This is a genomic window from Lysinibacillus sp. GW821-FHT14F06 (assembly GCF_058803665.1).
The window spans coordinates 103,728-128,807 of the sequence record NZ_JBXAPF010000005.1 but is presented as its reverse complement, the minus strand read 5'-3'; the positions used below and the strand labels follow the sequence as shown (position 1 = coordinate 128,807).

Sequence of the window (25,080 nt, the reverse complement as noted above, 5' to 3'; positions counted from 1 at the left end):
AAACACCCCTCTATTCTATCCATATAATAATATTTACATTTACTTATATCATGCTTGATAGTAACTATAAAAGTAAAGCAATAATTTATCAACTTTCAGAAAATTTACACGACTATAATTTACACGATGAGAATATTGTTATTTATTGTCCATTCTCTACATACAGTAGCATCGAAAGGCTTATATCCCAGCATTTCCAATTTTATCGTCCTCTAGGTACGTACAGTGAGTTGTTTATTTATGGCTACTGTAAGTCAGTAACTATCTTCTATTCTCCTTATAGCATAAACAAAAGCAGTACACGAACTGTGCACTGCTTTATCTATTCATTTGCTAAGTAGCATCGAATTATTCTACTGAAATAATATATGGATATAATCCTTGTTTACCATTAAATAACTCAATTTCTACCTCTGGATAGTTCTCTTCAATAAACTTTACTAACTCAGAGGCACTTTCTTCTGTTGTATCCTCACCATAAATAACTGTCACAATTTCAGCATTTTCATCCACTAAATCAGTAATTACCTTTTCAGCTGCATCTTTTAATGCTGGTGTAGACAATACAATTTTTCCTTCTGCAAGAGCCATGAAATCATCCTTATGAATTTGGATGCCATCTATAGACGTATCACGCACTGCATAAGTTACTTGCCCCGTTTTTACGTTAGCAAACGCTTCTGTCATTGCTGCTTGGTTTATGCCAACTGTCGCTTCTGGATTGAACGATAAAATAGCTGCCATCCCTTGAGGAATAGTTTTAGTAGGTACTACTGCTGCTTCAATATCTAGAAGCTCAACCGCTTGTTCAGCTGCCATGACAATATTTTTGTTATTCGGTAAAATTAACACCTTATCAGCACCAATTTCTTGCACTGCTTTCACGATATCCTCAGTTGAAGGGTTCATTGTTTGACCACCTTCAATTACGTAAGATGCACCGATTGAACGAAGTAATTCAGCTACGCCCTCACCCATTGCAATTGTTACTATAGCATATGGATGTTTTTCAACCTTTTTGACTGTAGTCGTTGCTCTATGATCCTCACCAACAATTGCAGAATGTTGTTCACGCATATTGTCAACCTTAATTTTAATAAGACTACCATATTTTTGTCCCATTGCTAAAACAGCACCTGGCTGCTCAGAATGGATGTGCACTTTTGCAATTTCTTCATCTGAAATCACCAGCAAAGAATCACCAAGAGGGTTTAACTCATTTCTAAATTGTTCTTCACTAAAAGGCTCTTTGCCTTCCTCAAAGCGCACCATAATTTCCGTACAATAACCGAACTCAATGTCCGCTGTATTCATGAAATCCTGTGCTCTATGATGTTCTGCATTAATTAGATCATCTAACGTCGCTTCGTTTTTCTCTGGTAATGGTTCGCCTTTCAAGGAAGCTAAAAACCCTTCATATACAAATAAAAGACCTTGACCACCACTATCAACAACACCCACCTCTTTAAGAACTGGAAGTAACTCAGGTGTACGCTCTAAGGATGCTTTTGCTTCCGCTGTAAATGCCTCCATCACCGCAATGATATCGTTTTCAGTTTCAGCTACTTCAACGCCTTTTTTTGCCGCTTCACGAGCAACTGTTAAAATCGTACCTTCAACAGGTTTCATGACTGCTTTATAAGCCGTATCTACGCCAGCTTGGAAGGCACCTGCAAATCCTTTTGCGTCAATTGTCGCCTCTTTTTCGATAAACTTACCAAAGCCTCGAAATAGCTGAGATAGAATAACGCCAGAATTACCACGCGCTCCCATAAGTAAACCTTTTGACAAAGCCTGTGCTGTTTTGCCGATATGCTCTGAGGCAGAATGCTCTGTTTCCTTGGCGCCAGATGTCATCGATAAGTTCATATTTGTTCCTGTATCGCCATCTGGCACTGGAAATACATTTAATGAATCAACATAATTTGCATTTTGGAATAGGTGATGCGCACCCATTTGCACCATTTCCGCAAACTTTATTCCGTCTAAAGACTGCATTCGATTTAGTTCCTCCTCTTAATCATTCGCTACACGAACGCCCTGCACAAAAATATTGACAGATTTTACGCTCATACCTAACGTTTTATCCACTGTATATTTCACTTTAGACTGTACTTGGTAAGCCACTTCCGAGATTTTCGTACCATAACTAACAATAATGTACATATCAATATGTAAATCGTCGTTCTGCTGTCGAATAACAACACCTTTTGCAAAATTTTCTTTACGTAAAATATCAGTTAGACCATCACGAATTTGATGTTTAGATGCCATGCCAACAATACCGTAGCATTCTACAGCAGCGCCACCAGCAATTTGTGCAAGTACATCTGTTGAAATATCAATTTGGCCGAATTCATTGTTTAATTCAATTGACATAGAAATGCCCCCCTTGGCTCTTTTTGACTAAATTATATTGTAACACTTTCGTTATACAATAAGCAACCTAAGAGGGCATGAAAACGCTCTGTATCAACGTTTAATGGCATTATATAGGATGAAATACACCTTCATCGAATAATTCATTTTTGCCATAAAAGTTGTTACGACCGTTTTGCTTTGCTTTATATAATGCTTGATCAGCTAATTCACAGCATGTTTCTAATTGTTCAATAGTTGAAATTTTGGCATGGCACATTCCGATACTGACTGTTACGGTATCGGCTATTTTTGAATGTTCGTGACGAATGTTTAAACTACGGACTTCCTCTAAAATTTCCTCACAAACATGCTCAGCAAATTTGGATGCATGTTGGCTAATAATTACAAATTCTTCGCCTCCCCATCGTGCAGCAAACGCATTATACTTTCCAGCAATTTCGTCTAGTACAGCAGCAACCTTGATTAATGCCTCATCACCTTGTAAATGACCATAATAATCATTGAAATTTTTAAAGAAATCAATATCAATCATCATCACTGTTATGTTTTTGGCTTTATGAAGCTGCTGCCCTATTTGCGTAAGTTTGTTATTAAAAGCTCGTCGATTTGGAAGATTTGTCAACGAATCACGAAGTGCTTGCTCTGACAGTTCATTATTTTTTTCAGCTAATAATTTTGATAATTGCTTGGATTTCGTCATTTCTTCTCCCAACAAAATATGTTGCGTTATAAATTGTTTCTGAACCTTGTAGATATGATGCTGAATAACGAACCCTATCGGAAGAATAAGGGACATCGGCAGGAAAACTTTGATACTTTCACCTAATATTCCATTACCCAAATAAGCACTGATAAAAATTGCTAGTGCTGTTACTACAACAAGTGGATATATCTTACGAAAAGAAATGGCGAAAACCGTACAAATAATTAAAAACAGCACCTCATATAAAGCCGCATGCTTAAAATAATATACATCCATTACTGTGATAGCTGTAATTAACAATAAAACTATATAAATATACATAAGTAGGATCATTTCATATTTGCGCAAATTTAAGAATGTAACATGTAATTTCTTTTCTTTAATAAGTAATAAAACAGCCAAATCAATATAAAACAAAATAACATGAATCGCAATATAAGCTGGCACCATCACTCTTTCTGTTTTTGAAAAGAAAACCTCACCATAATGTATGATTGTAACGACGGCTGATACATACATCAATGACCATGCCACTGTCCGCATACGCTTCAAATTAAAATAGACCATTTCTTTACGTATAGCGAGAGCAAGTTTTTCTTGATTTTCCATACTGTCCGCTCCTATTGCATTTTAGTAAATAATATTTCCTATATTTATCGTCTAAATAATAAAAAATACAAGTAGTATCCTAAAAATTGTTGAAATACAATTGAAAATAGTTGCTATTCACATTCATTACTTTTTTGACTTCGTAAATTCTATTTTTAAGGATACTCATTCGTAAACGAAACGCAATATATCAGCTTTTAAATAATCCCGTCTTAAATCTCCTACAATTTTATCCTATTCTTTTATAGGAAAAGATTGCTCTTGCATTGCTGGACATCCCATATCCTTTCCCAAATAATTTTTATCTTCAATAGCTATCCCTAATTCGGTATTTTTATTAGAAGCATCTATATGTTCTAAATCAGCCCATGACTTGTTCAGTTATAATCACTTTTTGTTCGTTGCCATTTGTACGATTCATACTTTTTTTAATTCAACTTATCGTTACGTCACAGCTAAATGGAGGGTTAGGACAATCAAAGCCCTAAAATTAAACAGGTGAGGAAAAACTATTCTTTTTCCTCACCTGTTTATTAAGATTTTCACCCTTCAAGCAAAAAAAGCAAAGGTTTGGTTATTCATAAGACCTTAGCTCGCTGCTATATCCCTTAATATAACCATAGCCTGGTGCAAAAAATTCACCATAGGACGTTTCCACAACATTGTCGAACGTACCTGATGATTCTGTAAATGTGTAATGAATGGCACGAACAAACCCTTCATTTTTCATTCCGTTCTCTATTTTAGTCACTTTTGAGCCTTCTGTAACTGGCTTATCAAAAATATATTTGATACCATCCTTTTCATAATTAAAGGTTTGTTCTGTTTCATGATAGTCAATGAACTGATTGTTGTTCTGCACCTCAAAACGATTATTAGCCTTTTTCTTATATACACCATTCGTATATACTAGTTGCTGAAGCGTATCATTTGGCAAGAATGATGATGTAATAATCGGTGATTCGTTCGGTTTTATGGTAGCTAGGACTTTTTTCGGTACATAATATGTTTCCCCATCTATCTCAATCCAAGCTGTCATATTTTTTTCCGTCAATAACATTACTTCATCAAAACGCTTTAGCTCTCTTGACTTATTACCTTTACCAATAACACCATATCGAATATAGCGTTTCTCTTGAGCTTGCACAGGTTGGAGTAATGTTACAGGAATATATGTAAAAATAAAATCTTCTCCCCATGTTCCAAGCTCTTGCATTCTAAGATATCCATTTATTTCAAGCCCTAACGATTGAAAAACAGTTCCTTTTGAATATTTTCCTCCCGCATTTCCTCCAGCCATTGGACCTCTTAAGTGCCGTGTATCGGCTGTTAGCTTATAGAGTCCTTTATCTCTTTTTATTGTTTCGGCAATGCGAATATCAGTGGCATCAATATAGCCCCCTCTAATATTTCCCTCAGATGGGTACGTATAATCGTAGTATAGATTTTCACCAATAACAATATCATAACTAGGTGCCCCATATTCAAATCCTTTTAAATAATGTGTTCCATAGTTTAAGTTTGAGGCTTGACCATTGATGTTGATATAGCCAGGATTATCATAAAAAGAAGCGCGTATGTTTAGAGGTACTTTCTTAAAAACAACTAAATCTGTTGCTTGTACACGGTAACCCGAGCTCATCCAATAAAACGTTTTATTGTCATACTTTTCAATATCATACACACGGAAATAGTTGTTGCGCTTAACTGTCATCGAGCTATACGTACCATTTGCATTTTTCTTATATACTTTTACATCTTTTGTAAAGGTCATTTTTCCCGTTTGCCCCTTCGCAACTTGAGACCCGTCCCACTGTACTTCCGCTTTAGATGACAATGGATTTGTTAAAAAAGCTAAAACGATTAGCAAAGTGATAATATATTTCTTCATCTATTTCCCTCCGTTTATTTTTAATTAAATTCCCTTTTTTATTTTACCATATCAAACCTGTTACAAATTAACTAATTCTCCTATCTAAAAGCCAATGAAAGAAGAGCGACTTTTCCATATAGGCATAAGTCGCTCTCAATCAATTTCGTCTTGGCGTAGTTGTATCTTCCACTATGCTTTCGATACAGAAAACATTTGTAGCTGCAGCTTTGCTTTCGCTACGGAAAACATTTGCTGAATGATGATAAATCTACTACTATTAAAATAGACTCTTAATAAGAGTATCAAGCATCACAGGCATTTCCTTAAAGGCACTGTCCACATGTAATCTTTCTGTTTTTTGATGGGCGTCCTTGCCGAAGGGACCAACATTCAGAACAGGACATTGTAAGGCAGACATGGCTTCAAATGGAATACTATACGTATCGCCATATACAGGTGTGTTGCGCTCAAAAGCAGTCCATCCATTTGAATCATCTGAATAGTTCACGTAGCTCAAATCACAAATACCATTAAAATAATGAATTTGCTCTACTTCAATATCAAATGTTTTGGCTGTTTTCTTCATCAATTCAATCGATTGAATTACTAATGGATGATTCGATGAATTGATAGCAGGATAGTAAGGTGGAGCATACAGTAATACAGTTGCTGGCGTAAGTTCTTGACACCGAATCATTAGCTGATCCACAATTCGGATGGATTTCTCACGATCATCCCATACACTGTTTTCTAGAACCTGTCGCTTTATGGATGCCACTTCCTCGACGCCTAGTTTATGAATTGCGTGCTCCAAAAGTGCCTCATAGCGCAGGACTTTCACCTCCCCAACACCTTTGACTTTTTCCCGCTCGCAAATTTGTTGATAGGACTGATTACAACCTGACATAGCCTCTAAAGCTACTTGCTCAAATATATCCATTACTTCGTATGCAGTTCTCTTTAATAGGAACACATTGTAAAGAGCAGCCGCTCGATATGGCGTTTGTGTGGAATACTCCATTTTCAAATCCTTTAATTGTAAGGATACGGGTAATGGTGTACTCTCACCAAGATCTGTTTCACGGAATATTGGATTCCACTCCATATGCTGTGTCATATAAGAAGCAATAAAGTTCGCGGTCATCCCCTTTAATGGCTCTCCCACATGTGTCTCTTTACCATAGAATAAAGCGGCAGGCATAATTTTACCGATAGTTCCTGAATAGATATATTCATTTATATCAGCAGGTCCCTGTGAAAAAGAAGGCTCACTATTTAAAAATAGTTTATAAGATAAACCATATTGTTCACGAAGTCTGACTAGCTCCACAACTGCCGCTCTCATCCCCGCCGAATTCACTTCTTCATCAGGTACAGCCGTTAAAATTAAATTAATGGGCCATTGTTCTATGCTTGCTTTTTCAATTAATTGCATATGCAATGCAAGTCCCATTTTCATATCCATCGTTCCACGGCCAAATAGATAATTACCAGATTCTAAATCAATTCTTGCGGTCTCAGGTAAATCCTTTTTGTATTTTGGCTCCATTAACTTTTTCGTTAATTCTTCTGGATAAAAGGCAAAAGGTTCAAGCTCACCATACTCCTCCGTATGGACAGTATCAAAATGACTAATTAGTACCACTGTCTCTGTAGCAGTTGGATGCTTATACAAGGCTGTTACAGCATTACGCCCAAGTCCTGCATCATGCAGCTCAATGAATTGCGGATTATCTTGAAAATAAGAAAGCGTTTGCAATATATTTTTTAATTTATAGGCAAACTCATTCTCACCTTTCGTTAGTGTTCTACTTTCCCAGCTAACAATTTCACATAACAATGCTCTTAATTTTTCAGGTGAGTCCCAATAATAATTTTTCATAAAAAAGTCTCCTTTATTCGATTTCTTAAGATCGAATGCATTTCATTGTCTATCTAGTGATTCTTGTTCTGTTATTTCCAGCTCAGAAGAAACCGTATTTGTTTTACTCAATTTCACCTTGTAGAAAATCATGCATGCGATAAAGAATCCAATACCATAGAGTAAACCAATTCTTTGCGTTGGATCGAATGCTAAAAAGGCAAGGATTATCACGCAAAAGCTTATACAAAACACTGGGATTAATGGATAAAATGGCGTTTTAAATTTTAAATCTGCTACATTCCCTCCAGCCTTTACATAACGATAGCGGAACATCAATTGAGAAGCACATATTCCCATCCAGGAAATCGTAACGGATATTCCTGCAATAGACATGAGTAAAACAAATACTGCATCTGCTTCCATTACACTTGTTAAGAGCGAGAGCAATGAGAAAAGCATCGTAAAGATCAATGCATTCAAGGGCACTTTATTTTTAGTGAGACGTCCAAATAATTTTGGAGCCATTCCCTCTTTAGACATCGACCATAGCAATCGTGTTGATGCATATAAGCATGAATTTCCTACTGATAAAATAGCCGTTAAAATAACAAAATTCATAATACCGGCAGCATATGGAACACCAGCTAAATTCATTAACGTGACAAATGGACTTTCTAATAAGCCCAGCTCAGAAGAAGGGAATATTGCAGACAATACAATAATAGAAGCAATATAGAAAACAATGATTCTAAAAAGAATTGTCCGTATTGCTCGTGGAATATTTTTTTCAGGACTCTCCGTTTCCCCAGCAGCAATACCAACAAGCTCAGATCCCTGATAAGAAAAGATAACATTCATCATCGTGACAAAGATAATACTTATTCCTGCCGGGAATAACCCAGAAGGTGCTAAATTTGCAAAATGTGGTGTAGGGCGATCCGCTAATGGAATCAAACCAAAAATCGCAGCACCCCCAATAATAATAAATGCTATGACCGCAATGACTTTAATACTCGCAAACCAGAATTCTGCTTCTGCAAAACCCTTTGTTGTTAGTGCATTTAAGACAAATAGAAGAACCATAAACACTGCACACCAGATCCAAATTGGCACATTCGGAAACCAATGCTGCATCAAAATTCCAGCAGCAGTAAATTCGACCCCAGCTGTTGCTGCCGATCCAACAAAGTACATCCATCCTAATGAGAAACCAGCTGATGGACTGATAAAACGTGTTGCATAGGTTTGGAAAGATCCTGTTACAGGCATATAAACAGCAAGTTCTCCAAGACAATTCATAACCATATATAATATTAAACCACCAAACAAATACCCAATTAAAGCTCCCCCGGGACCTGCCTGATTGATTGTATAGCCAACATTTAAGAATAAACCTGTCCCAATAACGCCGCCAAGTGATAGCATCAATAAATGACGGCTTTTCATTGAACGGTTTAAAAGTTGTTCTCCGTTATTCACATTCCATCCCCACTTTCCACATATCCTCAAAATAGTAAATATTCTGATATTTCAAGTATTAAAGTACCCAATCAATTTATCCCTTATAAATTGATTGGGTAGTTGTACATTTGATTAAAAGCGTAACGATAAACAGCTTAGTCCACCGTCATGTTTTCTGAATTCAGACATCTCAAGCTCAATTGTTTGATAGCCCAAATCATTTAGCTTACGGTTAGTTTCTGGATAGCCGGCTGGTATAATCACATAATCATTCACTTGAATACAATTTGCTGAATACTCATGTTCTTTTGGAATGATAATTTTTTCATAAGAGGCAAAGGCTAGGTGATCGATAAATTCACCTGCAAGAACCATGCGATTTTGACCCACATAGGCAATCCCTGTTTTTAAATGGAAGAATTCTTTTAGTGGGATAATCGTTGCCTCATAGCCCTCTTTTTCAACTATTTCTTTAAATTGTCTTGCTCCCTCTTCATTTGTTCTCTCAGAAATACCAACATAAAATTTCTTTTCAGCCTGTAGCACGTCTCCACCATCTAGTGTTCCAGGACCTTCAATATAATATAATTTCTCGTAGAATTTCTTTACCGTTGGTTCGATATCTTCTATTTCACGATTGCGAGCCTCTGCACCCGGATTTGAAATAATCGCAAACTCAGATGTTAAAACAGCAGTGTCTTCTACAAATGTTGAATCTGGAAATGCCTCATTTGCAGGAAGCTGAGTTACTTCTACGCCACATTTTTTTAACGCTTCCACATACTTTTCATGTTGTTCAAATAATTTCTCCAATACTGGTTTTCCTAAATCACTTGTTGTTAAACCGTTTACAAAACTATTACCTGGATTCTTTACAATAACATTTTTAAACATGTATTTTGTCTCCTTTTATATCTTATATTCCTAGCAATACCTGCTATTCAGAGGGATGAAGAGCATTCCTTCACTTTATCCCCTTATCACTGGACAAGTTAGACAAGTTGGTCCACCTGTCCCTTTTACTGAGATTTCATTACCTTTATATTCATAAACTGTAGCCCCTGCATCAAGTAGCTGCTGTTTTGTTAATGGATTTCCTTGTGGAATTATACATACTCTTGGTGCTAGTGCTAGCACATTGCAGCCTAATTCGTCGTATTCATCTTTTGGTACCTCAATTAATTGAATACCTCGTTCGATTAGTAGCTGACGGAAGAATACTGGCATTAATCGCGAATGTACGACCGCCAGATTTTTATCAACCATGCTAATAAAGGACATTAAGTGTAAACATTCTGCCTCTCCTAAATCATGTGGAAGTTGTACAACAATAAATTCATCAACGATACCAGCTGTCATATCCTTTAGCTGACGAATTGCTTCATCATTTGTTCGATACCCTCTCCCTACAACAAGTGTTTGATCATCAAGCCAAACAATATCGCCGCCATCTGAAACTGCATCCCCTTTTAATTCGCCAATGATTGGAATACCTTTTTCTTGTAAAAAATCTTTATAAATGGCTGCTTCAGATTGTCTGAGTGTTTTACCTGATTTTAAAATAATAGCTCCTTTTGGCGTAAATTTGACTGGATCATGTGCATAAAGGGAGTCTAAGCCTACATTCTCTGATTCTGGTAAATAATCAATTTTGTCAACATACTTTTTAAGAATCGCAATAAATTCTGCATATTCTCTTTGTGCCTCATCAAAATTTGGTTCTGATAAGTAGTTAAATGTTTTCCATTCATTTCTAAGATGATCCTGGCTTCGGAAAGCATCTTGTGGATGTTTTACTATTACGTGTTTTAAAGGTGCATACATTGATGAACAATAATGCATTCCTTTCACCCCTTTTCCGTTTGGTGGAAAACGTTTCCGTTAAGAGGAAAGTTTATAAGAAAAATATATGTGTTTTATGCTATACTGTCAATATATTTAGAAAAATTTTTATATTCATACTACTCTTTGCGATAAAATTGAATACTTATAATGCTTTCTAATGTAAAGGCAATACTGTGATTATAGAGCTAGACGCAGACAAGGAATAAAAATAAAATAATAGGAAGGAGAGGTGGGAATGATATGCAATTATTAGAACGTGCAATGACGATTGCTAAAGTTTTAGCTTCTGAAACAAGTGAAAACAGCTTGTCCATATCAGAGCTTTCGGCAAAATGTGATTTGCCGCTTAGTACATTACATAGAATTTTAAAAGCGATGATTAAGCAAGGAATGATTGAGCAAGACGAGCAGACAAAACAATACCGACTCGGTACAATATGGATGGAGCTTGGTTTACAAGTGTATGATACGATGGATTACATTAGTAAAATAAGACCTGAATTAGAGCGTTTAGCGAGAAAAGTAGAGGAAAGCGTTTATTTAAGTAAACCTGCTGGATTAGATACGATTATTATTGAAAGAATAGACAGCGCTGCTAATCCAATTCGTATTTACGATCAGCTGGGAATTCGTATACCAATGCATATAGGTGCTGCAAATAAAGCTATCTTAGCTGCTATGCCTGTTGCTCAAGGAAAAGAAATCATGGAGCAACTCATGCCACATGAAGAAATCACTGAATTTGAGGCACAACTTGCCATCATAAGACAACAAGGATTTGCCATTAGTCATGGAGAAAGAACAGCAGGGACCTCTTCTATTGCCGTCTCCATCCTAAATGGTTTTGGTGAGGTAGTAGGTGCCGTAAGCATAGGCTTTGTAAGCTTCAATGTTTCTCCAGAACATATTGAAAACCTAACAGATTCTCTAGTGAAAACTGGTAAAGATGTCTCAGCTAGGCTTGGCTATCGAGGAAAATAAGAAGCCTTCTCTTTATTAAACAAAATTAGAGAATGGTTTTCTGTCTGTAAAGGTTTTTTTCTTGAAAGGTTATGTGAAAACTGTTGCACTGAACGTCATGGTATGTTAAATTATTATGGTATGTGAAATACCGAACTGAAATAATAATCTTTCAGCATTAACAGTAAGGAGGGAATACAACATGCCAAAACAATGTGTAATCACTGGACGTAAAGCTCGTACTGGTAACAACCGTTCCCACGCTATGAACGCTAACAAACGTACTTGGGGTGCTAACCTTCAAAAAGTTCGTATCCTAGTTGACGGTAAACCAAAACGTGTATGGGTTTCTGCTCGTGCATTAAAATCAGGTAAAATCGAGCGCGTTTAATCGCTGCTTCTAAAAAATCGATTTGGCTATAGCGCAAATCGATTTTTTTCTTTCTAATTGGGCATACTACCAACCGCCTTTGTACATTTAAATATAGTGCAACAAGCAGCTAAAGCCTCTATTCATTACACTGAACATAATGAATAGAGGCTTTAAATTTATTCGCTCAGAACTATAAAAAAGATTCTAATAATCGAACAGTCTAATAGAAAATTTCAAACGCTGGAACAGAAAAAAATCCGACCAGAGTTAGTCGGATTTTTTTACTTTCTTGTCTTTTTTAAAAAGATTAATACATGTACGTGTAATACTACTCACAACTTTTGGCAACTGAAAAGTATAGACTTTCAGGACTATCTCCTCCTCACGCTAATCTATGCTTCTTATCATTAAACATATGCCTTGTGAGAAAGATATAGACCCTGAATCACCTATTATTTCATTACTTGTAAATCGGGATGTACCTAAAGTAATTTCTTCATTGGTTGTTTCATATTTCACTTGCCTTAATGTAACATTTTTAATCGGTTCTTCATGTGCAAAAAAAGATAAATAACGGTACTGTTCATCTGCTTGAATAGTGTGAGTACCTGGCATTAAAAATTGTAATAGATTTGCATGATTCATAATCTTTAAGACAATATGCGGATGCTCCCTTTGCAAACGATAAATGGAGCGGATTGCTGCCTCATAATGATCCAAGCGTCCACCAGTAACACCTGTGAGTACAATCTCCGATGGTTGGTAGGTATAGGCCTTTAACAGTGCTAAATCAGTATCTGTTTCATTTTTTTCTTCCTGAAATCGCTGTCTATCATTGGTATGCTTCATTACAAGCTCATATTCCTCATGTGTTAAAGAATCAAAATCTCCAACAATCGCATGTGGTGTAATGCCTTGCTCGATTAAATATAGTGCTCCTCGATCAGCCCCAATAAATAGTACATCCTCTTTCTTTGTAAATGGAACGAATGAACATAGCTCCTCTTTAGGACCACCAGCACAAACAACAACTAGTGTCATCCTTTAATCGCTGCCTCACCAGCAGCAAGAATTTCCTGAAGTGCTGCTGTACGATCCTCTTTGCTATAAATTGCTGAGCCTGCTACAAAAATTGTCGCCCCTGCCTTTGCACAAGGCACAATTGTCTCTGCATTAATGCCTCCATCTATTTCTATAGCAATATCAAGATTGCGCTCTTTAATAATAGCCGCTAAAGCTTCAATTTTCGGCACCACAGAATGGATGAATTGCTGTCCGCCAAAGCCTGGATTCACTGTCATAAACAGCACCATATCAATATCCTCTAAAATATGTTGAATCGATTCTATCGGTGTATGCGGATTTAACACAACACCAGGTTTGACTCCTAATGAGCGAATTAATTGAATAGTACGGTGTAAATGGCGACAAGCTTCAACATGTACCGTAATATAGTCTGCTCCCGCTTTGGCGAATTGTTCAATATATTGATCAGGATTTTCAATCATTAAATGTACGTCTAGTGGTAAATCAGTTAAAGGACGAATGGCGTCTAATACGATAGAGCCGAAGGAAATATTCGGCACAAAATGACCATCCATTACATCAATATGAATAAGTTGGGCACCCGCTTTTTCTACTTCCTTTACTTCTTCTCCTAATTTAGCGAAATTAGCTGCTAAAATTGATGGTGCAATTTGTATCATCATTAATACCTCGGCTTTCGATCCATAATTTCTTGCATAAATTGTTCGTAGTGCTTATAGCGGTATTCACGAATTTCTCCCGCCTCTACAGCTACCTTCACTGCACATTTTGGCTCCTTTAAATGTAAACAACCTCTGAATTTACAATCCTCCGCCACTTGAACCATTTCAGGGAAACATGCGCCTAATTCTTCTTTTTCAATGTCATCAAAATCAAAAGAACTAAATCCAGGTGTATCTGCTAATAGACCGTCACATACCTCTATTAATTCTACATGGCGTGTCGTATGTTTTCCACGTCCTAAGCTTTGTGAGATAATGCCTGTTTTTAAATTTAAATCTGGAATTAAAGTATTTAACAGTGTTGATTTGCCAACACCAGACTGTCCTGCTAACACAGAGGTTTTTCCTTTTAAAATCGGCTGAAGCCGTTCAATTAATTCTTCCTCCCCTTTATAGGTTTGCAGTACAGTATAACCCATGCTTTCATAATCTTTTATATAGCTTTGCAATTCCTCACGTTCATGTTCCTCTAGCAGATCCATTTTTGTTAAACAAATTATCGGGTGAACATGAAATGATTCTAAGACAACTAAAAATCGATCCAATAAAATTGTATTAAAATTTGGTTCTTTTACAGAAAACACAAGAATGCCTTGATCAATATTAGCAATTGGAGGGCGTACTAATTCATTTTGGCGATCCATTATTTTTTGAATAGTACCATCTGATCCCTCTGTTTCAAGCGTGTATTCTACCATGTCGCCAACGAGTGGGGATTCCCCGCGATTGCGAAATACCCCACGTCCTCGACATTGTATGAGTTGAGCTCCATCATAGACATAATAATAACCACTTAATGCTTTGCGTATTTGGCCTTGCGCCATCCAATTCCCCCTTATTTAATATCATCATAGTTAATTTTACGTGAAGCAATGATTTCCGAATCACGAATTATTTTATAGGCCGCTTCCTGACCTTCCCCAATAACAAGCTGTATTTTGTATTCAATATCAGCCGTGATAGGAAATGTGTCATACGTATCTACCATTGAATGTGTTTTATCTTGAATTTCAATTCGAACGGTTTGTTCTAAGCCTTCCTCATTTGGTTTATACTCAATTTTGATTGTTTCGACAAAAGGTTTATCAGGCTTTTTAGCAGGTCCCTTGCTTAAAATAACACTTACTGTTGAACCTACCTCAACTTCTGCTTCAGCTTTTGTCAATTGTGAAATAATACTTCCCGCTGGTATTGTATTGTGATTTTCTTCACGAACTATATGCAATTTTAAGCCTTTATCTTTTACATACGCTTCTGCTTGAGCCTTAGTATAATTCACAATACTTCCCACTTTAACCAATTGTACTCCCTTACTAACTTTAAATAGTAAAGTTGTATCTTTGGCGATTACTTCAGTACCTTCTATTGGCTCCTGACCAGTAATGGTGCCAGCTGGCTCTTGTGAATAAACTTCATCAAAGTCTATATCCGCAAATGTGTCCTTTAGTAATGCTTCCACTTGGCTAAATGGTCGCCCTGTATAATCATCAAGTTTGGTCATTTCTTCTCCAAGACTGACGATTATATCCACTTCCGTTCCTTTGACACGCTCTGCCTTTTCTGCTGGGTCTGTTTCAATTACCTTATCCTTTTCAACTTCCTCATCATTACGTGACTTTATCTCACCTACAACAAAGCCCTCTGCTTCTAATCTTTTCTCTGCTTCCTCAACAGTTAAACCTGTCACACTAGGTACAGCAAACTTTTTCGGGCTAAAGAGCTCCGTAGCAAATAAAAAGTATAAGAACATCACAATTACTGCAATAAATAACCCAGCAACATATTTCGGCCATTTTTTCTTTTTCTTAATAGGCTCTACCTTGTCAATTGTCTTTTTAGGGTCTTGTTTCGGTTTTGATTGTGTAATCGGTTCAATGGCTCTAGTTTTCGTTAAATCCTCATTATTTCGTAGCGCTTGGTCTTTTATAATAGGTATAGCCTTAGTGGCATCATTATCAAATGGAATAGCAAATTTAGGCTCATTTATACGATTAGGTGATAAAACTGTTTCTAAATCTTCCTGCATTTCTTCTACTGTGGAGTAACGATGAGCAGCATCCTTTGCTGTAGCTTTTAGCACAACATTTTCCAAGCTCTGTGGTATTGTAGCATCAAATGCACGTACAGATGGTGTCTCTGCTTGTAAATGTTTCAGGGCAATCGAAACAGCCGATTCACCTGAAAATGGTAATTCACCAGTCAATAATTCATATAATACAATACCAAGTGCATATATATCTGATCTATTTGTTGCTGTACCACCTCGAGCCTGCTCTGGTGATAAATAGTGTACAGTACCGAGCACAGAATTTGTTTGTGTAAAGGATGTTGCACTAAGCGTCATTGCTATACCAAAATCAGTTACTTTCACATTTCCTTCAGCATCCATTAAAATATTCTGAGGCTTAATGTCACGATGAATAATGTGATTTTCATGGGCATTAGCAATAGCAGACGTCAACTGCTTCATAATGTGCACACTTCTAGCAGGAGAAATTGGTGCATATTCCTGTATGTACTGCTTTAATGTTTTTCCTTGAACATACTCCATTACAATATAATGTAGATCTCCATCATCGCCTACATCATATATACTAACAATATTTGGATGTGTAAGGCTTGTAGCAGAAAGTGCCTCACGTTGAAAACGTCGATGTAATTCATCTTCATTTGTGAAATCATAGCGTAATACTTTTATCGCTACATCACGGTTTAAGATCATGTCATGTGCCAAATAGACATTGGACATACCTCCGCCACCAATGAGTTCAATAATTTTATAGCGGTCACTAATTCGTTTTCCTACAAGCATTCTTACACCTCCTCATCTTGCCTTGTGAGCAGTACGAGGGAGATGTTGTCTTCCCCCCCGCTGGCATTTGCTAATTCCACAAGTTTTCTTCCCTTTTCTTCTATGGTATCTGGATACGTAATAATAGATGCCATTTCATACACTGTTAATTTATTGCTTAAACCATCGGAGCAAATGAGTAAATACGATTCTGATGCTAAATCCACTTCATAAAAGTCTGGTTTAATGCTTTCTTCTGTGCCTAAAGCTCGTAGGATGAAATTTTTCTTTGGATGTGTCAAGGCTTCCTCTTCACTAATCTCACCATTTTCAACCAAAACATTTACGTATGAATGATCTCTTGTTATTTGTTGTGCACCATCATCAAAGAAATAATACACCCGACTATCACCAATATGTGCAATAAAGCAATGATTATCTTCAATTAACACAGCAATAAACGTCGTGCCCATTCCTTTACAGTCTTCATGTGATAAAGAATAGTCATAAATATTTTTATTCAGTTGCGTGACTGTTTGTAATAACCACTCTTCTTTTGATGTTGTAGATGCAAAATGATGTGCTTCTGCCTGTAAAAAAACATGTTCCATTTGTTTCATTGCCATATCACTCGCAACATCGCCAGCATTATGACCACCCATGCCGTCCGCTACGAGTGCTAGTGCAAGTCCATCTGGACGTTTAAAAAATGCAGCACGGTCTTCATTAATTGCTCGTTTTAACCCAATATCACTTTCGACTGTGTATTTCAACACTGGTCACCTCGTCTCTTCAGATCTCTCTTGTGCACGTAATTGACCACACGCAGCAGCAATATCAGAGCCTTGCTCACGGCGGATTGTTACGTTAATACCATTTTTCTTTAATGTTTTTTCAAAAGCAAAAATTTGACTACGAGATGTACGCACATAATCACGTTCTGGTACGTAGTTTACTGGAATTAAGTTCACATGGCACTTAATTCCTTTTATTAACGCAGATAATTCTTCTGCAATTTCTACTGAATCATTTTCACCTGACATTAATCCATACTCAAAACTTACACGTCTTCCAGTTTTTTGTGTATAGTATCGAACAGCTTCCATCAATTCATCCAATTTATAAGCACGTGCGATTGGCATTAATTTTTGGCGTGCCTCTTGATTCGGTGCATGCAGAGATACAGCAAAGTTAATTTGAAGCTGTTCATCCGCAAATTGATAAATTTTTGGTACAATACCTGAAGTTGAAACAGTAATATGACGCGCTCCGATATTTAATCCTTTTTCATGGTTTATGACTTTTAAGAAGTTCATCATCGCATCATAATTATCGAAAGGCTCTCCAATTCCCATAATAACGATATGTGAGACACGTTCTCCCATTTCATCTAATGTCTGCTGAACTTTGACAACTTGCTCCACAATTTCTCCTGCTAATAAATGACGCTTTAAACCACCTAAAGTAGAGGCACAGAACGTACAGCCAATTCGGCATCCAACCTGTGTTGTCACACAAACAGAGTTACCGTAATCATGACGCATTAATACTGTTTCAATAGAATAGCCGTCCTGTAATTGAAATAAAAATTTAATCGTACCATCTTTGGATTCTTGCTGAACAATGGTTGACAATGTCGTTAAAGCGAAACTTGCTTCAAGCTTTTCTCGTAATCCCTTTGAAAGGTTAGACATTTCAGCAAATGTCTTTACACGCTTATTGTAAAGCCAATCAAAGATTTGTGCTGCACGAAATGGTTTTTCACCACTTTCCTTTAACCACTCTTCTAACTGCTTCGGTTGTAAAGAATAGACAGATTCCTTTAAATTAGGCTTATCTTTTTTTGTGCGTCGAACAGGCTTTTCTTCCGCTTCATCAACTAAATCGTTGATTCGTTCATTAAATTTCTCTTGATCCACCATTAGTTGGATCCTCCTTTTTTACGAAAGGCGGCAACGAAGAAACCGTCACTGCCAAAGTCTTGTGGAAAGACTTGAAGCATGCCATTTGCTTGCTTTTCCGCTAATTTTGTTGGTAAAGATTCTAGTTGTATCGCTTCCATTTCAGGATGAGCTGTTAAAAAGGCATTTACAGTACCCTCATTTTCTTTTTTATCGACTGTACAAGTACTGTACACAAGCTTCCCTTCCATTTTCAATACTTTTGTTGCAGCATCGAGCAATGCCAATTGTATTTTTTGAAGGTTTTCTAAATCTTCTTCACGCTTTGTATATTTTATATCTGGTTTACGACGCATGACACCTAGACCACTACAAGGTGCATCGACTAAAATAGCATCAAATGATTCTGGCTGTAGAAAATCTGGTGCTTTACGGCCATCAATCGGTGCAGTTTCTACTATATCAATTCCCAGACGATCTGTATTATGGTCGATTAAATCTAATTTATGTGGGTGAAGATCGGTTGCTAAAATCGAACCCTCATTGTTCATAATCTCTGCTAAATGTGTTGTTTTCCCACCAGGTGCGGCACACATATCTAAAACTCGCATACCAGGGGATGGATGTAAGACATTTGCTGGAATCATTGAGCTTTCATCCTGAATCGTAATCAGCCCTTCTTGGAATGCTTTTGTTCGAGCAGGCTGACCATTTGTTACATGTAAGCATTCTGGCATGATATCGCTTTTTTTAGCTGTTAAGCCTTCTGCCTCTAAGCTGGCAATCGCTTCCTCGATATTTACCTTTGTCGTATTAACACGGACAGTCTGCACAGGTGGTACATTATTTTCTCGTAACATCTCAGTTGCTACTTCTATACCATAGTTATCCACAAAGCGTTGCACTAACCACTCTGGATGACTAGTTTCAATGGAAAGACGCTCAATTGGATTTGTAATTTGATCTGTAGAGGCTACTCCTTGACGTAAAACAGAACGTAAAATTCCATTAACCATTGAGGCTATACCTTGGTGACCTCGTCGCTTGGCTATTTCTACAGCCTCATTTACTGCTGCATGTGGCGGAATACGTGTTAAATAATGTATCTGATAGAGAGATAATCGTAAAAGCCAGCGCACCCAATGATCTACATTGCCACGAATAAATGGCTCTAAATAATAATCAAGTGTCATTTTATATTGTAGGGTGCCATACGTAATTTCTGTTAGAAGAGCTCGATCTTTCGCTTCAATTTTATGTCGCTTTATCGTTTCACTTAAGAGTAAATTACTATAGGCTTGATTTTTATCTACTGCTATAAGAATAGAAAGTGCGGCATCACGCACATTTCCATCCCAAATTACTACGCTTTTTTTACTCATTTAAACTGGTCCCCAATCTGTAATTTAGAACCTGTACCACGTAAGTATTCTTCAGCTATCATACGTTTTTTACCAGCCGGTTGAACATCATATAGTGCAAGTGTTGTGCCATTTCCAGCCGCAACTTCAAAATAATCCTTTGAAATGGTAACGACTGTACCAGGAATAGTATTATGCTTTGTATTGCCGACCTTTGCCCACCAAATTTTAAAGTTTCCATCTTCAAATGTTGTATAGGCTACTGGCCATGGATGGAGACCTCGCACTTGATTGTATAAAGTTGCAGCATCCTTTGTCCAATCGATACGCTCTTGTTCACGTGAAATATTACTTGCAAAGGTTACTTGTTCCTCATCCTGTACCGTTCGACTATTTGTTCTATTTATAATAGAAGGAAGTGTATCTTTTAATAATTCCCTACCTACTACACTCAGCTTATCAAATAGACCACCTGTATGGTCGTCCTCTTCGATTGGGATAGCCTTCTGAGATATAATATCGCCTGCATCAAGCTTTTCAGCCATATACATGATTGTTACACCTGTAACTTTTTCACCATCAATAACCGCTTGATGAATCGGTGCACCGCCACGATATTTTGGTAAAAGTGATGCATGAACGTTAATACATCCAAGCGGTGGTGCATCTAGTAATGCTTTCGGTAATATTTGCCCAAATGCTGCTGTTATAACTAGGTCTGGCTGTAAATCAAGGATTTGCTGTAATTCCTCAGAGCCTCGTAGCTTTTCTGGCTGTATAACGGGTAAGCCTAATTCAATAGCAGCAGCCTTTACAGGTGGTGGCGTAAGTACACGCTTACGACCAACTGGACGATCAGGCTGTGTAACAACTGCTTTGATATCATAGCCTTCATGGTGCAGCATACGTAAAATGGGTGCGGAGAAATCAGGTGTACCCATAAAAATTATTGACGTCATATTACTCCTCCTCTTCTGCGTACATTGCCTCAAGTTCTTCCTCTGTGACAATGCGTTTGATTTTTGAATTGAATAATACGCCATCTAAATGATCAATTTCATGTAAAATAGCCCGTGCATCAAAGCCTCCAGCTTCGAGTTCATAAACGCGTCCTTCACGATCACATGCTTCGATTTTCACATAGTCAGGGCGCTCAACCTCACCGTATAACCCCGGAAAGCTTAAGCAGCCTTCAATATCTATTTCCGCTCCGTCTGTCTCAATAACAGTTGGATTAATCATTTCTAAAATATCTCGTTCCTCACCAAGCTCAACAATGGCAACTCGTAAGCCAACATTTATTTGAGGAGCTGCAATACCAACCCCATCATATTCAACCATTGTGTCATATAAATCATCTAGCAATGTAATTATGTCTTCATTTATTTCTGTAACTTCTGTGCATGGCGTAGATAATACCTTTGCTGGATGTTCTACAACTTTTTTTATAGCCATTTTCTGTTTCCTCATTTCTACTATTTCAGGCTTCTATGCCTTGTCTACTCTGTATGTCAATATTAGCTAAACAACCGTTCAATAATTCTTTCATCATTTCTAATCAATTATGCCTCGGCATAATTGCGTCCGGAATCGGCTTTGTGCTTGCACAAAGAAACCCTTTACGATTCCGTGACATCCGCCAGAGGCTTTATCTTCATTCAGTAGGTGTTTGGACACCCACTGAAAAGGAAACAAAACCGCATTCATCTCACCACCTGTAGAGGTGGGAGTCTTCTGCTGAATGAAGATAAATAGTTAGATTGTAGAAGGATCTAAATCTACTGTCATTAATATCCCCTGTTTTATCCATTCGGCTCGATACATTGCCAAAAGGCGCTGTAAGACAGCAATCAGATTTGGTTCAATTTTATATTTTATCAAACATTGATAGCGATATCTATTTTGAAGACGACTAATACTTGCTGTTGTTGGACCAATAATAGCAACTTGATTAGATAAATTTCCTCGCAGCCATTCTGCTACACGTCCAGCATACTCCGCTGCCATCATAACATCTTCATGAGAGATTTGAACAAGTGCAACAAAAAAATAAGGTGGATAGCTTGAACGACGACGTAAAAACATTTCTCGTTCATAAAATGGCTCGTAGTCCTGTATTTGTGCCAACTCAATGGCATAATGCTCTGGAGTATACGTTTGTATAATAACCTCTCCATGCTTATTATGTCTTCCAGCCCTGCCGCTTACCTGTGTTAATAACTGAAATGTACGCTCTGCCGCACGGTAATCTGGGAGATGTAATGATGTATCAGCACTTAGAACACCCACTAGCGTAATATTAGGAAAATCAAGCCCTTTTGCAATCATTTGCGTGCCAAGCAAAATATCTGCCTGTTCTTCTCCAAATGCCTGTAAAATTTGTTCATGCGCGCCTTTTTGCTTTGTTGTGTCCACATCCATTCGAAGCACTCTTGCCTCAGGAAATAGCTTATAAATTTCTTCCTCCACTTTTTGTGTACCTGTGCCAAAGTAGCGAATATGCTCACTTTGACATTGCGGACAAATTTGTGGAACACGCTCCTCATATCCGCAATAATGACATTTTAATTTCTCAGACGTGCGATGATATGTTAGTGAAATGTCACAGTTCGGACATTGCACAACCGTACCACAATCACGACAAAGCACAAATGAGGAATAACCACGGCGATTTAAAAACAACACCATCTGCTCTTGCTTCTCAAGTCTCGTACGTATTGCCTCAACAAGTTGCTCAGAAAACATAGAACGATTTCCTTTTTGAAGCTCCTCTCGCATATCAGCAATAAAAACAGTTGGTAACGCTTGATGCAAGGCACGCTGCTTTAATGTAAGCAAGGTATATACATCCTTTTTGGCTCTAGCAAATGATTCCAATGCAGGCGTTGCACTCCCTAAAATAACAGGGCATTTGTGAAACTCACTTCGCCAAATGGCTACGTCTCTTGCATGATATCGTGGAGAATCTTCTTGCTTATACGTCGATTCATGCTCTTCATCTAAAATGATTAGACCAATATTTGTAAATGGCGCAAAAATAGCTGAACGAGCTCCTACAACAACGCTCACCTTTCCCTGCTGAATTTTACGCCATTCATCATACTTCTCTCCAACAGATAGCCCGCTATGCATGACAGCAACCAGCTCACCAAAGCGACTACGAAAACGTTCCGTCATTTGAGGTGTTAATGAAATTTCAGGCACCAGCATAATCGCTTCCTTACCATCATCTAAAACCTTTTGGATAGCTTGTAAGTAAATTTCCGTTTTACCACTTCCAGTTACACCATGCAGTAAAAAAGTTTTCCCAGCTCGTTCCTCCATTGATGCAGTAATTGCCTTTAATGCAACGTCCTGTTCCTCTGTCAATTGTAAGGATGAAGTGCGTGAAACCTCCTTCGTAAAAGGATCACGATACACTTCTTCTTGGATAAATTGAGCAGCTCCTTTGTCAATAACTGCCTGTAATACTGAGGAGGTCACAGCTGTTTCCTCATAGATTTGCTGCGGCGTCAGGATTTCCCCCATATGCCTCCTCATCCACTCAATCAAAAAGCGCTGTTTGGCTGCTCTTGCTGCACCTTCTATGGCTTTCTCTAGGTCTTCTAGATTGTCAGAAATTTTGACCATACGGATTTCTTTTACATGTCCCTGCTGTTTCACAATATTTTCAAGTCTAACAATATCATCAGTGATAAGCTGTTTTAATAAAGGCAGTAGACCAGCACGCTCAAATTCCTTGAAATTAGCCTTTTGTCTCTTACCAAAAATATCCTGCACTTCTTTCGGTATAGCAACAGCCTGTCCTTCCTGCATGATGATGATTTTTTCATACTTCGCTCGCAGTGCAGACGGGAGCATGACCTGTAAGGCATCAATTTCATAGCAAATTGTTTCGTTTTTTAACCACTTTGCCATTAATAGCATTTCTTCTGTTAGCACAGGCTCTATATCTAATATTTGTGTAATTGCCTTAATTTTATTTAGGGGTACTTCTGTTTCGTTTTTTAATCCCACTACAAAACCTAGTACATTTCTTGGTCCAAATGGTACTTTTACACGACAACCCATTTCAATAACATTTGACCACTCTGCAGGCACTTGATAATCAAATGGACGATCCACATGATATGTTGAGACATCCACTATAACCTCTGCAATTATATAACTCATTGCTCCTCACCTTTAATAATAAATGCCCATAAAGCTTTCGCAAATAGCTCAGCATTCGATGTATCAAAAGGTTGTCCATTTATTTCTGCTTTGTCACTAAAATCAATCCATTTATCAGATGTAATGGTTAACATCGGTTCACCTATAACCCTTTGTCCAAAGGTTACTGCTGCTGTTCCTTGAATCGATAATGTTGGAGCATCTTCAATTGCAGGCATATTAGCTGCATGGATGAAAATAGCCTGAGGATATTGTTTTTTATAGTCCTCAAGTTTTGCCAAAAGTTTATGCACGTTCGCATCGTTTTCATCAAAAAGGATGGTTGTTGCTCCAAGTACCTTTGCCTCTCGTGCTAACGCCTTACCAATTCTTCCGTTTGCATACGTACTGATCACATGTTGTTCGTCCACTGGCATATAGATTGCCCCTACTGTAATAACTACAGTTTTTCCAGCGAGCTTCTTTGCTGTTTCTGAAAAATACTCTTGGACAATCGCTGTAATTTTTTCTGGCTCCTCTAAACGTCCCTTACCGATATAACCACATGCTAAAAATCCTTCTGAAGGCTCAATAAATTGATAACCATCTGATGCAAGCTGCGCCAAATTCCGTATAACAGCTGGATGGTCGTACATATGCACATTCATAGCAGGTGCTATCCAAACAGGTGCAGTAGTGGCTAGCAAGGTTGTCGTTACCATATCATCAGCAATGCCATTTGCCAATTTTCCTATAATATTGGCTGTAGCAGGTGCAACTAACACTAAATCTGCCCAATCCGCTAAATCAATATGGGCAATAACGCTAGAATCCTTTTCATCAAATGTATCGAAAAAGACATCATTTTTGGACATCACTTGAAAACTCAATGGATTTACAAATTGTCTTGCGGATTCTGTCATAATGACTTTTACATTCGCTCCTGCCTGCGAAAGCTTGCTAACAAGAGCAACTGCCTTATAAACCGCTATACCACCTGAAACACAAAGTAAAATATTTTTATTCATGCATAATA

22 protein-coding genes are annotated in these 25,080 nt (G+C 37.6%); 2 read left to right on the top strand and 20 right to left on the bottom strand.

What is annotated here, in order from left to right; genetic code table 11:
- Positions 1-348: 348 nt before the first annotated feature.
- The 8 genes from AC1RNS_RS06665 to AC1RNS_RS06630 all read right to left on the bottom strand — a co-directional run bounded on the left by AC1RNS_RS06665 (position 349) and on the right by AC1RNS_RS06630 (position 10,734).
- Complete coding sequence (locus AC1RNS_RS06665; protein WP_492991544.1) at positions 349-1,998, bottom strand: DAK2 domain-containing protein; 1,650 nt, start codon at positions 1,996-1,998, stop codon at positions 349-351.
- An 18-nt stretch (positions 1,999-2,016) separates the two neighbouring features.
- Positions 2,017-2,379, bottom strand: coding sequence for an Asp23/Gls24 family envelope stress response protein (locus AC1RNS_RS06660; RefSeq protein WP_054770620.1), 363 nt, complete (start codon positions 2,377-2,379; stop codon positions 2,017-2,019).
- A gap of 109 nt (positions 2,380-2,488) precedes the next feature.
- A complete protein-coding gene (locus AC1RNS_RS06655; protein ID WP_492991543.1) occupies positions 2,489-3,694 on the bottom strand; it encodes a GGDEF domain-containing protein in 1,206 nt (401 codons plus the stop codon).
- Positions 3,695-4,268: 574 nt separating this feature from the next.
- Positions 4,269-5,585 (bottom strand): hypothetical protein, encoded by a 1,317-nt coding sequence (locus tag AC1RNS_RS06650; RefSeq protein WP_492991542.1) that lies wholly within the window; start codon positions 5,583-5,585, stop codon positions 4,269-4,271.
- Positions 5,586-5,844: 259 nt separating this feature from the next.
- The gene (locus tag AC1RNS_RS06645; RefSeq protein ID WP_492991541.1) at positions 5,845-7,449 is read right to left on the bottom strand and encodes a M20/M25/M40 family metallo-hydrolase; all 1,605 of its coding nucleotides are present in this window, start codon (positions 7,447-7,449) and stop codon (positions 5,845-5,847) included.
- A 42-nt stretch (positions 7,450-7,491) separates the two neighbouring features.
- A complete protein-coding gene (locus tag AC1RNS_RS06640) occupies positions 7,492-8,877 on the bottom strand; it encodes an amino acid permease (RefSeq protein WP_492991622.1) in 1,386 nt (461 codons plus the stop codon).
- Positions 8,878-9,024: 147 nt separating this feature from the next.
- Positions 9,025-9,786, bottom strand: a complete 762-nt coding sequence (locus AC1RNS_RS06635) for a dimethylarginine dimethylaminohydrolase family protein (protein WP_492991540.1) — start codon at positions 9,784-9,786, stop codon at positions 9,025-9,027.
- Positions 9,787-9,861: 75 nt separating this feature from the next.
- The gene (locus AC1RNS_RS06630; protein WP_492991539.1) at positions 9,862-10,734 is read right to left on the bottom strand and encodes a dimethylarginine dimethylaminohydrolase family protein; all 873 of its coding nucleotides are present in this window, start codon (positions 10,732-10,734) and stop codon (positions 9,862-9,864) included.
- A gap of 243 nt (positions 10,735-10,977) precedes the next feature.
- On the opposite strand from AC1RNS_RS06630, the gene AC1RNS_RS06625 reads away from it, so the two are divergent.
- Positions 10,978-11,718, top strand: a complete 741-nt coding sequence (locus AC1RNS_RS06625) for an IclR family transcriptional regulator (RefSeq protein ID WP_492991538.1) — start codon at positions 10,978-10,980, stop codon at positions 11,716-11,718.
- A gap of 181 nt (positions 11,719-11,899) precedes the next feature.
- Positions 11,900-12,088, top strand: coding sequence for a 50S ribosomal protein L28 (gene rpmB, locus AC1RNS_RS06620; RefSeq protein ID WP_004227417.1), 189 nt, complete (start codon positions 11,900-11,902; stop codon positions 12,086-12,088).
- 249 nt (positions 12,089-12,337) lie between these two features.
- On the opposite strand, the gene spoVM is transcribed toward rpmB, so the two are convergent.
- From spoVM to coaBC, 12 genes are all read right to left on the bottom strand, one after another.
- Positions 12,338-12,439, bottom strand: coding sequence for a stage V sporulation protein SpoVM (spoVM, locus tag AC1RNS_RS06615; RefSeq protein WP_283872749.1), 102 nt, complete (start codon positions 12,437-12,439; stop codon positions 12,338-12,340).
- 18 nt (positions 12,440-12,457) lie between these two features.
- Positions 12,458-13,111 (bottom strand): thiamine diphosphokinase, encoded by a 654-nt coding sequence (locus AC1RNS_RS06610; RefSeq protein ID WP_492991537.1) that lies wholly within the window; start codon positions 13,109-13,111, stop codon positions 12,458-12,460.
- On the bottom strand, positions 13,108-13,776 hold the full coding sequence (gene rpe, locus AC1RNS_RS06605; RefSeq protein WP_492991621.1) for a ribulose-phosphate 3-epimerase: 669 nt from the start codon (positions 13,774-13,776) through the stop codon (positions 13,108-13,110). The genes AC1RNS_RS06610 and rpe overlap by 4 nt, the downstream gene beginning before the upstream one ends.
- A gap of 2 nt (positions 13,777-13,778) precedes the next feature.
- Positions 13,779-14,663: a ribosome small subunit-dependent GTPase A gene (gene rsgA, locus AC1RNS_RS06600; protein WP_492991536.1), complete on the bottom strand. Its 885-nt coding sequence runs from the start codon at positions 14,661-14,663 to the stop codon at positions 13,779-13,781.
- An 11-nt stretch (positions 14,664-14,674) separates the two neighbouring features.
- Positions 14,675-16,651, bottom strand: coding sequence for a Stk1 family PASTA domain-containing Ser/Thr kinase (gene pknB / locus AC1RNS_RS06595; RefSeq protein ID WP_492991535.1), 1,977 nt, complete (start codon positions 16,649-16,651; stop codon positions 14,675-14,677).
- A gap of 2 nt (positions 16,652-16,653) precedes the next feature.
- Complete coding sequence (locus AC1RNS_RS06590; RefSeq protein WP_492991534.1) at positions 16,654-17,403, bottom strand: Stp1/IreP family PP2C-type Ser/Thr phosphatase; 750 nt, start codon at positions 17,401-17,403, stop codon at positions 16,654-16,656.
- 6 nt (positions 17,404-17,409) lie between these two features.
- On the bottom strand, positions 17,410-18,552 hold the full coding sequence (gene rlmN / locus AC1RNS_RS06585) for a dual-specificity RNA methyltransferase RlmN (RefSeq protein ID WP_492991533.1): 1,143 nt from the start codon (positions 18,550-18,552) through the stop codon (positions 17,410-17,412).
- The gene (rsmB, locus tag AC1RNS_RS06580) at positions 18,552-19,913 is read right to left on the bottom strand and encodes a 16S rRNA (cytosine(967)-C(5))-methyltransferase RsmB (protein WP_492991532.1); all 1,362 of its coding nucleotides are present in this window, start codon (positions 19,911-19,913) and stop codon (positions 18,552-18,554) included. Before rsmB ends, rlmN begins: the two co-directional genes overlap by 1 nt.
- Complete coding sequence (gene fmt / locus AC1RNS_RS06575; RefSeq protein ID WP_492991531.1) at positions 19,910-20,851, bottom strand: methionyl-tRNA formyltransferase; 942 nt, start codon at positions 20,849-20,851, stop codon at positions 19,910-19,912. Before fmt ends, rsmB begins: the two co-directional genes overlap by 4 nt.
- A gap of 1 nt (position 20,852) precedes the next feature.
- Positions 20,853-21,347: a peptide deformylase gene (gene def, locus AC1RNS_RS06570; RefSeq protein ID WP_492991530.1), complete on the bottom strand. Its 495-nt coding sequence runs from the start codon at positions 21,345-21,347 to the stop codon at positions 20,853-20,855.
- A gap of 300 nt (positions 21,348-21,647) precedes the next feature.
- Positions 21,648-24,065: a primosomal protein N' gene (gene priA, locus AC1RNS_RS06565; protein ID WP_492991529.1), complete on the bottom strand. Its 2,418-nt coding sequence runs from the start codon at positions 24,063-24,065 to the stop codon at positions 21,648-21,650.
- On the bottom strand, positions 24,062-25,072 hold the full coding sequence (gene coaBC, locus AC1RNS_RS06560) for a bifunctional phosphopantothenoylcysteine decarboxylase/phosphopantothenate--cysteine ligase CoaBC (protein ID WP_492991528.1): 1,011 nt from the start codon (positions 25,070-25,072) through the stop codon (positions 24,062-24,064). The genes priA and coaBC overlap by 4 nt, the downstream gene beginning before the upstream one ends.
- Positions 25,073-25,080: the final 8 nt, after the last annotated feature.

Coding starts and splice junctions, on each gene's coding strand:
- coaBC (WP_492991528.1), bottom strand. CDS start 25,072: ATGAATAAAAATATTTTACTTTGTGTTTCAGGTGGTATAGCGGTTTAT.
- priA (WP_492991529.1), bottom strand. CDS start 24,065: ATGAGTTATATAATTGCAGAGGTTATAGTGGATGTCTCAACATATCAT.
- AC1RNS_RS06660 (WP_054770620.1), bottom strand. CDS start 2,379: ATGTCAATTGAATTAAACAATGAATTCGGCCAAATTGATATTTCAACA.
- AC1RNS_RS06635 (WP_492991540.1), bottom strand. CDS start 9,786: ATGTTTAAAAATGTTATTGTAAAGAATCCAGGTAATAGTTTTGTAAAC.
- fmt (WP_492991531.1), bottom strand. CDS start 20,851: ATGACGTCAATAATTTTTATGGGTACACCTGATTTCTCCGCACCCATT.
- AC1RNS_RS06630 (WP_492991539.1), bottom strand. CDS start 10,734: ATGCATTATTGTTCATCAATGTATGCACCTTTAAAACACGTAATAGTA.
- AC1RNS_RS06645 (WP_492991541.1), bottom strand. CDS start 7,449: ATGAAAAATTATTATTGGGACTCACCTGAAAAATTAAGAGCATTGTTA.
- AC1RNS_RS06640 (WP_492991622.1), bottom strand. CDS start 8,877: ATGAAAAGCCGTCATTTATTGATGCTATCACTTGGCGGCGTTATTGGG.
- rsgA (WP_492991536.1), bottom strand. CDS start 14,663: ATGGCGCAAGGCCAAATACGCAAAGCATTAAGTGGTTATTATTATGTC.
- AC1RNS_RS06610 (WP_492991537.1), bottom strand. CDS start 13,111: ATGACACTAGTTGTTGTTTGTGCTGGTGGTCCTAAAGAGGAGCTATGT.
- rlmN (WP_492991533.1), bottom strand. CDS start 18,552: ATGGTGGATCAAGAGAAATTTAATGAACGAATCAACGATTTAGTTGAT.
- def (WP_492991530.1), bottom strand. CDS start 21,347: ATGGCTATAAAAAAAGTTGTAGAACATCCAGCAAAGGTATTATCTACG.
- AC1RNS_RS06655 (WP_492991543.1), bottom strand. CDS start 3,694: ATGGAAAATCAAGAAAAACTTGCTCTCGCTATACGTAAAGAAATGGTC.
- AC1RNS_RS06665 (WP_492991544.1), bottom strand. CDS start 1,998: ATGCAGTCTTTAGACGGAATAAAGTTTGCGGAAATGGTGCAAATGGGT.
- rpe (WP_492991621.1), bottom strand. CDS start 13,776: ATGATACAAATTGCACCATCAATTTTAGCAGCTAATTTCGCTAAATTA.
- rpmB (WP_004227417.1), top strand. CDS start 11,900: ATGCCAAAACAATGTGTAATCACTGGACGTAAAGCTCGTACTGGTAAC.
- AC1RNS_RS06650 (WP_492991542.1), bottom strand. CDS start 5,585: ATGAAGAAATATATTATCACTTTGCTAATCGTTTTAGCTTTTTTAACA.
- pknB (WP_492991535.1), bottom strand. CDS start 16,651: ATGCTTGTAGGAAAACGAATTAGTGACCGCTATAAAATTATTGAACTC.
- rsmB (WP_492991532.1), bottom strand. CDS start 19,913: ATGAGTAAAAAAAGCGTAGTAATTTGGGATGGAAATGTGCGTGATGCC.
- AC1RNS_RS06625 (WP_492991538.1), top strand. CDS start 10,978: ATGCAATTATTAGAACGTGCAATGACGATTGCTAAAGTTTTAGCTTCT.